This is a genomic window from Deltaproteobacteria bacterium (assembly GCA_019310525.1).
Classification (GTDB): domain Bacteria; phylum Desulfobacterota; class DSM-4660; order Desulfatiglandales; family HGW-15; genus JAFDEE01.
The window spans coordinates 1-10,506 of record JAFDEE010000108.1 but is presented as its reverse complement, the minus strand read 5'-3'; the positions used below and the strand labels follow the sequence as shown (position 1 = coordinate 10,506).

Below are 10,506 nucleotides of genomic sequence, written 5' to 3'. Positions count from 1 at the left end.
AAAATTTGAGCCTGACCTGTCTGCCGTGCCTGCCTGCCCCTTGGAATGGCAGATAGGTCCGGCACAGGCAGGCGCAGAGATTGCGGAAATTGGCCATTTATGGATGGACACTAAGTATCTTCCCCACCGGCCCTATCCCCCCCTTCTCCGTCTCCCAACCGAAATTCAAGAGGGTCAATCCTTTGACGAAACCGTTGTAGTATAAAAGCGCTGGATTTGACGCTCTCCTCCGGGATGAAATGTTGAATCAGGGTCGATTTGTATAAGTTTTTGAAATATCTAGAGAATGCTAAAAAATGTGCCGGTGCCGCCGTTTGGCATGTTTTTAGCATTAAGTAATTAACAACGGATGCTCTTATTCTTCAGGATTTTCCGGCTATGATCCGGACATTCAGCGAAGATAATGTGGGGCGTCCCAGATAAGCTTCTCGGGTGTTCGTGCATCTTTTTCGGGAAGAGCTCGATTTCATTAAAAAGAATGGGCATCACCCTGTAAAAACAACGGCACATCGGGAAGACAGATGGATAAAAACGCGGCGTAGTTAAACCTCTCAACCTAACTCCAAAAAAGCTTGGCCTTTTGGAATCTTAGGAATCCAACTTTTGAGACCCGGAGGTGATATGCGTCATCGCCGGGTCAAGCTTTTTGGAGGATGGACGAAACTAGGGTTAAAAGGTCTCTAGTTTCCCAGGGGATGCCCCCTTCTTTTGGGCCGTTTTGAGTTCCTTGAGCCAGACCTCCAATAATCCCTGCCTGATCCTGCTTCCAATTTGGGGGGTCTCACCGGTGGCCAGAGCGGGAAGGAGCCATTCCAGCGTTTTCCTGACATCTTTCACCGTCAGGAGAACCCCTTCGACGTCCAAGAGCCGGTCTCGGTAAGCAAGGGTCGCCCTTTGAAGGATGGATAAAAAAGTTTGGGCCCTTTCCGGATCTCCCGAGCTCCCCCGGGCCAGGGTCAGAAAAAGGTCCGTGAGTTTTTTTGAGTCCACAATCCTTACACCCTGAAATATGCCCCTGGTTTTTTCTTGAAACCGAGGCTGCTATACAGGCCCGTCTCCGCCCTGCCCGGGTTCTGTGCAGGTTTTGGTCCCCCAGGGTAAAACGGTCAAGAATATTTACCTTCAGGAACAAAAGCAGAATCCGTTGGAACTGTCGCACAAAGGGCGGCCTGGTGCACTCTCTTATGGATCTAAACCTTCCCAGCCTGGACAAGGCGTGCGAAGTGTTCAAAGGATCGGTCGTAGGTCGCCTCCGCCTCCTTGGAGAAACAGCATCCAGGAAGCTGCCTCATCCTGAGATGATAGGAGATGCACTCGCAGCAAACCCCCTTCTTTGAGCAGGGATCATAAGTGCAAGGGCATTTTTCCAGATTTTTTTCCTTGTTGCACTCCATTTCAGACTTTTCTCCTTTCATGACAGCAGTACTGCAAGCGACGCTTTACCTAGTGTCCATCCATAAATGGCCAATTTCCGCAATCTCTGCGCCTGCCTGTGCCGGACCTATCTGCCATTCCCAGACAGGTCAGGCTCAAATTTTAATCCTCGAAATACTTCAATGTATTCCTGCGGTTAAAATTTTCGCCTTCCTTGACCTTGCACAAATTTTCTCATTTATGGATGGACACTACCTATACCATACCCTTTGACCGGGCGGCAAGGTACGCCTCCCTCGCCATTCTAATCTCTGGGATAGGAGCAAGTTTTTTCTTGTTCGGGTGGGGATTTTACCATAAGAATAATTATAGTAAGGAAAAAACAAGGGCTGAAGGAAACGGGGAGGATCCCGGGAGAATCATAAGGCGGCCCCTGGAAAGTATTTATTGGGCCGTGGATGAGGGAATTACCCTGGGGTGCATCCCTATTCTCAAGGAGTTGACATGGAGAAGCATCACAAATTTTCGATTTGGTATGTCTTGCTGGGTATCTGGGTCGTGCTGCTGGTCCAGAATTACCTACATACCGCCTTGGCCATCAAGACGATTCCCTACAGCGAGTTCCTGAACCTCCTCAGACAAAACAAGATTTCGGAGGTTGCGATCAGCTCGAACCAGATCCAGGGCCGGCTCAAGACCGGTGATGGAACTGCGGGAAGGGGTGAATTGTTCAGGACGGTCCGGGTTGATCCCGAGATATCAGAGCTTCTGGATCGTTACAAGGTGGAATTCAAGGGCCAATTGGAATCGACCTTTCTAAGAGATTTGTTTTCCTGGGTTTTTCCCATCTTTCTCTTCATTGGAATATGGTATTTCTTCATAAAACGGATGACCGGCCAGCAGGCAGGTTTCATGACCCTCGGAAAAAACAAGGCCCGGATTTATGTGGAGGATGAGCTGGGGGTCACCTTTGAAGACGTGGCGGGTGTCGATGAGGCGAAACAGGAGCTGATGGAGGTCATCGAGTTTCTGAAAGAACCCGCGCGGTTCACGGAACTGGGTGGTAAGATGCCCAGGGGAGTCCTCCTGGTCGGCCCGCCCGGAACGGGTAAAACCTTGTTGGCCAAGGCCGTGGCGGGTGAGAGTGGGGTCCCCTTTTTCAGCATGAGCGGCTCGGAATTCGTAGAAATGTTTGTAGGACTGGGAGCGGCCCGGGTCAGGGATCTCTTCAGCCAGGCCAAGCAACGAGCGCCGTGTATTATCTTTATTGACGAGTTGGATGCCCTGGGAAAGGCCCGAGGGGTCGGAACCATGGGGGGACACGATGAACGCGAGCAGACACTGAACCAGCTTCTTGTGGAGATGGACGGATTCGATCCCCAGGTGGGTGTCATCTTGATGGCGGCCACCAACCGGCCGGAAATCCTGGATCCCGCACTTCTCAGGCCAGGCCGTTTCGACCGGCATATCCTTGTGGATCGGCCGGACAAGAAGGGGCGCGAAGAGATCCTGAAGGTCCACCTGAAGAAAATCACCGCTGCAGAGGACCTGGACGTGGAAAAGCTCGCAGCGATGACACCGGGAATGGTGGGGGCGGACCTGGCGAACCTTGTGAACGAAGCTGCCCTCTTGGCGGTTCGGAGAAGAAAGAAAAAGGTGGAGATGTCCGAATTCGAAGAGGCGGTCGAGAGGGTCATGGCGGGACTTGAGAAGAAGAACCGGCTGATCAACGAAAAGGAAAGGGAAATAGTGGCATATCACGAATTGGGGCATGCAATTGTGGCCCTTTCCCTTCCTGGAACGGATCCGGTTCAAAAGATTTCCATCATTCCCCGTGGTATCGCCGCCCTGGGTTACACCATACAGGTGCCGACAGAGGATCGTTTTCTGATGAAAAGGAGCGAACTGCTCAATAAAATCTCCACGCTCCTCGGGGGGAGGGCATCTGAAGAGATCGTTTTCGGAGACATCTCTACAGGCGCCCACAACGATCTCTCTAAAGCCACTGAGATTGCCCGGAGTATGGTCAAGGAATACGGAATGAGCACCAAGGTCGGGCAGGTCTATTTTGCCAGCGAGAAACGGGCGCCCTTCTTGAATGTACCGGTTGAGGGAACGGGAGAATACAGCGAGGCAACGGCGGAATTGATCGACCAGGAAGTCAAGGAGATCATCACCCGGCAGTATGAAGCAGCCCTCAAGATCCTCCGGGAGAGAAGAAATCTTCTGGATAAAGCTGCGAAGGTCCTGCTTGAAAAAGAGAAGATCGACGGCTCGGAACTCAAGGCCATGATGGCCGAGACGGAGGAATCGACGGAGGGAGATCCCCGGCCCGAAAAGACGTGAGATGAGGGGCATGGAAAAATGACGAAAGAATTCTGGACCCTCTCTGAGGTCGTTGAGATATTCGAGGTGCAAGAAGGTTTTATCGAGAAACTGGAGGAGGAGGAAGTCCTATGCCCCGTGACCCGGGAGGAAGCAGGGAGCAAGGTCTTTACCACGGAGGACTTGGAAAAGCTTCGTCTGGCCAAGATCCTGGTGGAGGACATGGGCGTGAATCTCCCAGGGGTGGACATCATCCTCCGGATGCGACAGGACATGATCGAAATGAGAAGGCAGTTTGACGCGATCCTTGAAGCCTTGGCCAGGCGGGTCCGGGAGACCTACGCAAAGGGATCCTGACGCCCGCCTCCCGTAAAAGCCGTCCAAATGAATCTTTGTTCGGCGGCCGATTAAAACCGGATACCGGCCCGCACGTTTTCCTTGTAATACTTTTCCATCTTCTCGGCCGCCTCCAGGACCTCCCCGGCATTGCTTTGGGGGACCTTGACGATCAATTTGACCAAAAGGTCCCCTCTTTTTTTTGTCTTGGGATTTGCGGCGCCTTTGCCCCTGAGTTTCAAGAGCTGACCGCTTTGGCTTCCCGGAGGGACCTTGAGCCGGACTTCTCCGTCCGGTGTGGGTAAGGTGATCGTACCTCCTGCCACCGCCTCCCGCACCGTGACGGGAATATCCATGTACAGGTCGTCTCCCTCTCGCCTGAGCAAGGGGTGTTCCTTGATATGGATGATGAGGTAGAGGTCTCCAGGTGGCCCCCCATTCAGTCCGGGTTCACCTTTTCCCGCCACCCGGACCTTGGATCCTTCTTTTACGCCCTGGGGAATGGTGACCTTGATCCTCTCGGTGCCGGAGACCTGTCCCCTTCCTCCGCACCGGGGGCAGGGTTTTCCGGTCTTCCCGTGCCCCCTGCACTGAGGGCAGGCCTGGGTGAATCGTATGGGGCCTTCGGCGATGTTCAGGCGGCCCGATCCGCCGCAGGCGGGACAGGTCGTAAGCGGGGCCTTGGGATCAATGCCCGACCCATTGCAGGTCGGGCAAGGCTTTAACGTTTCCATAGAAAGTTCGGTTTTAAAACCCTTCAGTGCGGAGATCAGGTCGATGGTCATGTGGTGTTCGATGTCTCTTCCCCGGGATGACTGGGTGGCTCGAAATCCGGCCTGCCCGCCGGTAAAACCGAACAAGTCGCCGAAAATATCTTCCGCATTTTCATAACGGCCGAAATCCTGATAACTTCTGCCGGCTTGCTGCCGTTGAAAATCCTGCCATTTTTTGTATTCCCGGGCCTTTTCCGCATCAAAACCCGCCTGGAGTCCCTCTTCTCCAAATTCGTCGTAAATCTTCCGTTTCTCTTTGTTGCTAAGGCACTCGTAGGCCGCCGAGATATCCTTGAATTTTTGTTCCGCCTCCTTGTTGCCGGGGTTGAAGTCAGGATGCCATTTTCGGGCGAGTCTGCGATAGGCTTTTTTTATTTGGTCCGGCGAAGCGTCCCTTGGAACGCCCAAGATCTTGTAAAAATCTCTTGGCATTGATCACTCCGTCAATTTAACGGTTCGCAAAAGGGCTTGGGAATGGACCCCCGGGAAAGGAAAACATTCAGGTGGAGGGACCTTGCCCCTCGGGCATGGTGGTATCCAGTACCTCCCGGAGTTTGCGGAGGAGATCATCGCACTTGAAGGGCTTGGCGATATAACCCACGGCACCCTTTTCCAGGCAGTTTTTTGCGTTTCCATCGGTGGAATAGCCGCTCGCCATGAGGACTTTCACTCCAGGATCCATACTCAGTAATTTATCCAGGCATTCGGTCCCTCCCATCCCCGGCATGTTCAGGTCGAGGATCACGAGATCGATGTGGTTCCCTTGGGTCCCAAAGATTTCGATGGCCTGCTCACCGCTCGAAGCGGTAAGGGTCCTGTACCCGAAATGGGAGAGCATATCCTGGGCCACTTCGAGGATAATAGGCTCGTCGTCCACCAGAAGAATCGTTTCCTTGCTGCCCGCGGTTTCCGGAGTCGGGGTCCCTTCTTCGGGCCTCATGCCTTCTCCTTCGTTGCCCTGGACAGGGAAAAACACATCGAAAGCGGATCCCTTTTCCATCAGGCTCCTGCAACAGATATACCCGCCGTGATTTTTCACAATTCCGTATACGACAGCAAGACCGAGGCCGGTGCCTTCTCCAGCCTCCTTTGCCGTGAAAAACGGCTCGAAGATATGTTCCTGTATTTCTTCGGGCATTCCGTAACCGCTGTCCGTCACGGTGAGCTGGACGTATCGGCCGGGGACCGCACCAGGATGAGACCTGCAATAATTTTCGTCCAGGAAAGTATTTCGGGTCTCCAAGGCGATTTTCCCTCCTCCGGGCATAGCATCCCCGGCATTGATCCCCAGATTCAGTATGACTTGTTCGATCTGGGCCGGATCGGCCTGGATGTGTTCCAGATCTGTGTCCAGTTTCAGTTCGATGCTGGTCTTTTCAGGGAGACTTCGCTCAAGGGCCTCACATGCGGTCTTGATCGACTCGTTCAGATTCACTTGTTTAAGGTCCACGGGGACCTTGCAACCCAGGATCAGGAGTTGCTTGGTCAGCTTGGAGGCCTTTTGGGAAGCCCTTTCGATGGTCTCCAGTTTCCGGTACTCCGGATCCTTAGGATCTTTCCCCATCAGGAGGATCTGGGTATAACCTGAGATGGCCTGAAGGATGTTATTGAACTCGTGGGCGATTCCTCCTGCAAGGGTGCCCACGGCCTCCATCTTCCGGGTATGGATGAGGCGGGACTCAACAGCCTTCCTCTCAGAAATATCCCTGAGGGTGACAACGACCCCTGAAAGGGATCCCGCCGGGTCTACTAGACGGGAAGCGCTGATGCTCACATCAAGCAAGCGGCCGTCCTTTGTAACCCGCCTGGTTTCAACGTCCTTGTAAATCTTTTGTTCATGAACGACTCCCCGGATCATGGCTGTCGCCTCATCCTTCTCAGCTTCCGGGACAAAGGGAACGGCCTTACCCTTGACCTCCTCAAGGGCCCAGCCGAAGGTGCGGGTAAATGCCGGGTTTACGTAGATGACATTCCCCTCCGGATCGTAAAGGATGACGGCGTCGGGAGTGGATTCGACAAAGGCCTGATAAAGCCCTCCGTCTTTTTCGTGAGATTGATAAGGCGCCCCTGCTCTTTCCGAGCACGTGCTTGGGTCCTTATCAGAACTTTTTCTTTTGTGGGAGTGTGGTTCCAAGATTTCTCCGGGCCATCCTTTTCTATCTTTGACACTTGGCTTATTCGCCATGGGGCAGCCGGGTCCTCCTACATAGAGTTTCTCTTATGCAGTATAGGAAAATACTTCGAAGAGGCAAAGGGAAATCATCCCACTTCGGAAAGGGCCGGTGATTTGGTTCTTGGAAAGTGCCGGATCTTGGATTAAAATTAATATATTGGAAAAGATCAAGGAGGAGGTGAAATATGAGAAGGAGAATTTTGGTGGCCCTGGATGATTCGGAAAACGCCATGCGCGCGGTGGAATACGTGGCCGATACCTTTTCCCCGAAACAGGAAGTCACGCTTTTCAGTGTTCTTCCGGATACCGCGGCCATCTGCGATATGAACAGCCCTGAGTTGACCCCTTACTTCAGGGCAGAGCAGGGTGTGTTTTGCGCCCTCGAAGACAAAAAGAAGGAACTGTTGAAATCTGTTCAGGAAAAGGCGAAAAAGGTACTTTTGGGAGCGGGATTCCAGGAGGACAACATCACCCTGAAGCTTGAAACGAAGAAAAAAGGAATCGCCCGTGACATCGTGAACGAGGCCGGTGAGGGATATGACACGGTCGTGATGGGCAGGAGAGGGATCTCTGGATTGAAGGAATTTTTCCTCGGCAGCATTTCACAAAAAGTCTTGAGCCTATCAAAAGACTTCTCCATCCTGCTGGTCAATTAGGTCCTATTTCGTTACATTCCTCCACCAAAATATGCTACGGCCCGAAGGGAATGTCTCCTTCGGGCCGTTCGTTATCGGAGATCTTTGAAAAACGTTCAATTTTGTTCAAGGTCAAGCCTCCGGCCCGTAAGGCCTACGCCCCGGAGGGGAAGGCGAAAATTTTAACCACAGGATTACATTAAAGGGGCATGGGGATCTTTTTCTCGTTCCCGGTCTCCCGGTCTGGTTATTTCAAGGGGTTAGGGACGGGGGACACCTGCCCCCTCCCTGTTCTCCCGCTCCTAAAGGAGCGCGAGCCAGGGCTTCCCCCTTCCCTAACCCCTTGAAATAACGAAGACCTCCCAACAGGTCACTTCCGAAAAGATCTCCATGCCCCTTTTCCGGTGATGCGGGCAACGGTCTTTGAATGTAGCCCTTGATCCGAAGAAAATCTGGAGAAAAGTCCTTTCTCACTCAAACTTAAGGCGCCCAATTACAGTGAAATTCGGGTACCAAGGCTTAATGCTTTCGGTCCTTTACTCCCTTTGGAAGGATGGCTCAAGCAAGGGCAGATGGCCCCTTTTCAAAGGTCTCTCTGAAGTGACCGGCGGAATGGCGCCGTGGTTTTCGCGGCTTATCAGTGGGAGAAGCCGCAGCTCACCCTCTCAGAGCGGGAGAATGCGGAGGGGACAGACCCGCCAGACAACGGCGGGCAAGCCGCGTCAGGGGCCGGCAAGTGTCCCCCGCTGATAAGTCGTTGAAAACACCAGGCAGGGGAGCCTCGGAACAAAAGAAGTTGTAAGAGCTGATAGGCATGTCTCTATGCTTTTCACCCGACCTCTTGACCCCTGAGCCCCTCGGACCCTTGTATAAGTCAGGGTTCAAATGGTCCAGGGTTCGAGTGAGAAATCGGGATTTAAGGAAAGATGATTTTCACTTGGCCACTTGGACCCTCGACCCCTTGGCCCCTAAAGCTATCGGCTTCAGTCGATAGTAGTTTACTCATACGTTCGCTCCAGGATTTTTCCTTCCGATGTGATGATGATTTCTTTTACAGGAATCTCTTTCCCCGCCTTTTCCATGGCCTTTTCCACGATCCGGGGGAGGGCGGAGCAGCAAGGGACTTCCATTTCCAGCACCGTAACGCTTTTGATCTCCGCCGAGCGGAAGATTTCCGTAAACCTTTCAAGGTAGTCCTCCACGTCATCGAATTTCGGGCAACCCAGCATCACGATCTTCCCCCGGAGAAAGTCCCTGTGGAAGGCCGGATAGGCCACCGGGACGCAGTCCGCCGTTATCAGGAGGTCGGCCCCTTTGAGGAAGGGGGCCGTGGGTGGGATGAGGCGTATTTGTACGGGCCAGTGGGTGAGGGCGGACACGGCGGAATCCGGCAGGGAGGAAGGTTCGTTGGCCTCCGCACAGGTTCCCGGAGAAGCGAAGGTCCTGATCTGGGTCGAGGGACATCCGCAGGCAAGGGTTTCAAGTTCAGGAGGGGTGGTTTTTCCCCTGGAACGGAGATGGGCCTCTACGGCTTCCTCATCGAACTCGTCGGCCTCCCGTTCCACTATCCTGAGGGCGTCATTGGGACATTCGCCAAGACAGGCCCCAAGGCCGTCGCAAAATTTATCGGAAACGACACGGGCCTTGCCGTCGACAATCTCGATCGCCCCTTCGGCACAGGCCGGTATGCACAGCCCACAACCGTCGCAACGTTCCTCGTCGATTTCAATGATTTTTCTTTTGACTTTCATGGTGTCTCCTCCACTGGGGATTGGCCGTCCGGGTGGATATCAGGGGTGATTCCCTTTATTCCGCCGCATAAAGCTTCAGACCCTTCTCAGGAGATGTAGCGGCAGCCCGAAAGCCTGGTATTGCGGCCGACAGATGTCTCCCTGCTCCTGCCAAGGGAGTATCACTGTTGCAGGATTTCACGGGCCAGCCCGCGGCCGCTTTCCGTCTTCAGCTCTTTTTGAATCCAATCCTCGGGGTTCTGGGTCCTGAGGGGGTTATTATCCTTCAGCCTGTCTTCGAGTTCCGTGATCCTGTCCGCGTCGTGGACGCACTTGAACTCCGTGGTGTCCGGATGGTTCTCTCCCGGGTCGATGATCCTGAATACCTCCTTGAGGAGTGGTTCAGGGGCTCCGAGTTTTTCCAGGATCTCTCTCGCCGTGCCGGATCGAGCCCCGGCCCGGCGATCTTCCTCTTTCAGGCCGAGGAGATAGGCAGCGGTGAGGATCACGGCCAGGTTCCCGCCCTCAGCCTTTCCGATTTTTTCCGCATGGCGGGCCCGCCGAGTAGTGCGGCCGATGGTCTTGAAGTCTCTCTTGAGATGGCGTTTGACCTCGATGGCCACCCGGTCCTTGAGGAGGTCTTCCTTCTGAGCGATCAGTTCGGGCGGCAGATTCCCGATGCACTGCTCCGCATACTTGCAGTAAGCGGCGCAGCCGAAATCCATGGAAGGATTAAGGAAACGATGACCGCAGGCCTTGCACCGCCGCGTCGTATCATCTTTGAAAAACTCCACTGATTCTCCACACTTCGGGCACCGGGCCTCGAAGATGGCATCTGGCTTCCAATAGCGACTATCTTGTCCCGGGCATTTCATGACTTTGCTCGCATTCTCTCCTTAATGGAGGTGAAAATATGGATGGCTTCCCCTTTTTTTCTTGATTTTAGATCTATGATAGCATAAGTGCTTTGAGGCTTCCTTGACCTAAGTCAAATAAAAATGGGATTTTTTGTTCAGCCGTATAAAACTTCAGACTCCTGTCTGGAGATGGAGCGGCAGCCTTTAGAGCCAGGCATTTGGAGCTACAGATGCCCCGGCTTCTTCCTGGGGAGTGTCACCGAATCACATCGCAGGGGTATGTAAGCCCATTTTCACGCCCGC

At 53.5% G+C, this 10,506-nt stretch carries 9 protein-coding genes; 3 read left to right on the top strand and 6 right to left on the bottom strand.

The window, feature by feature from the left end; translation table 11 throughout:
- Positions 1-669 precede the first annotated feature (669 nt).
- Together JRF57_14980 and JRF57_14975 are read right to left on the bottom strand one after the other, a co-directional pair.
- Complete coding sequence (locus JRF57_14980) at positions 670-990, bottom strand: hypothetical protein (protein MBW2305005.1); 321 nt, start codon at positions 988-990, stop codon at positions 670-672.
- Between the two features lie 200 nt (positions 991-1,190).
- Positions 1,191-1,394 (bottom strand): cytosolic protein, encoded by a 204-nt coding sequence (locus tag JRF57_14975; protein ID MBW2305004.1) that lies wholly within the window; start codon positions 1,392-1,394, stop codon positions 1,191-1,193.
- 484 nt (positions 1,395-1,878) lie between these two features.
- On the opposite strand from JRF57_14975, the gene ftsH reads away from it, so the two are divergent.
- Entirely contained in the window at positions 1,879-3,720 is a 1,842-nt protein-coding gene (ftsH, locus tag JRF57_14970) for an ATP-dependent zinc metalloprotease FtsH (protein MBW2305003.1), read from the top strand.
- 18 nt (positions 3,721-3,738) lie between these two features.
- Positions 3,739-4,056 carry a MerR family transcriptional regulator gene (locus JRF57_14965; protein MBW2305002.1) on the top strand — a complete coding sequence of 106 codons (318 nt, stop codon included), beginning with the start codon at positions 3,739-3,741 and terminating at the stop codon, positions 4,054-4,056.
- A gap of 50 nt (positions 4,057-4,106) precedes the next feature.
- On the opposite strand, the gene dnaJ is transcribed toward JRF57_14965, so the two are convergent.
- Both dnaJ and JRF57_14955 read right to left on the bottom strand, forming a co-directional pair.
- Positions 4,107-5,240: a molecular chaperone DnaJ gene (gene dnaJ / locus JRF57_14960; GenBank protein ID MBW2305001.1), complete on the bottom strand. Its 1,134-nt coding sequence runs from the start codon at positions 5,238-5,240 to the stop codon at positions 4,107-4,109.
- A 67-nt stretch (positions 5,241-5,307) separates the two neighbouring features.
- Positions 5,308-6,993 carry a PAS domain S-box protein gene (locus JRF57_14955; protein MBW2305000.1) on the bottom strand — a complete coding sequence of 562 codons (1,686 nt, stop codon included), beginning with the start codon at positions 6,991-6,993 and terminating at the stop codon, positions 5,308-5,310.
- 173 nt (positions 6,994-7,166) lie between these two features.
- Here JRF57_14955 and JRF57_14950 point away from each other — a divergent pair, with 173 nt between their 5' ends.
- Positions 7,167-7,637: a universal stress protein gene (locus JRF57_14950; GenBank protein MBW2304999.1), complete on the top strand. Its 471-nt coding sequence runs from the start codon at positions 7,167-7,169 to the stop codon at positions 7,635-7,637.
- A 977-nt stretch (positions 7,638-8,614) separates the two neighbouring features.
- On the opposite strand, the gene JRF57_14945 is transcribed toward JRF57_14950, so the two are convergent.
- On the bottom strand, positions 8,615-9,367 hold the full coding sequence (locus JRF57_14945; protein MBW2304998.1) for a 4Fe-4S binding protein: 753 nt from the start codon (positions 9,365-9,367) through the stop codon (positions 8,615-8,617).
- A gap of 161 nt (positions 9,368-9,528) precedes the next feature.
- The gene (locus tag JRF57_14940) at positions 9,529-10,221 is read right to left on the bottom strand and encodes a phosphohydrolase (GenBank protein MBW2304997.1); all 693 of its coding nucleotides are present in this window, start codon (positions 10,219-10,221) and stop codon (positions 9,529-9,531) included.
- Between the last annotated feature and the right edge of the window lie 285 nt (positions 10,222-10,506).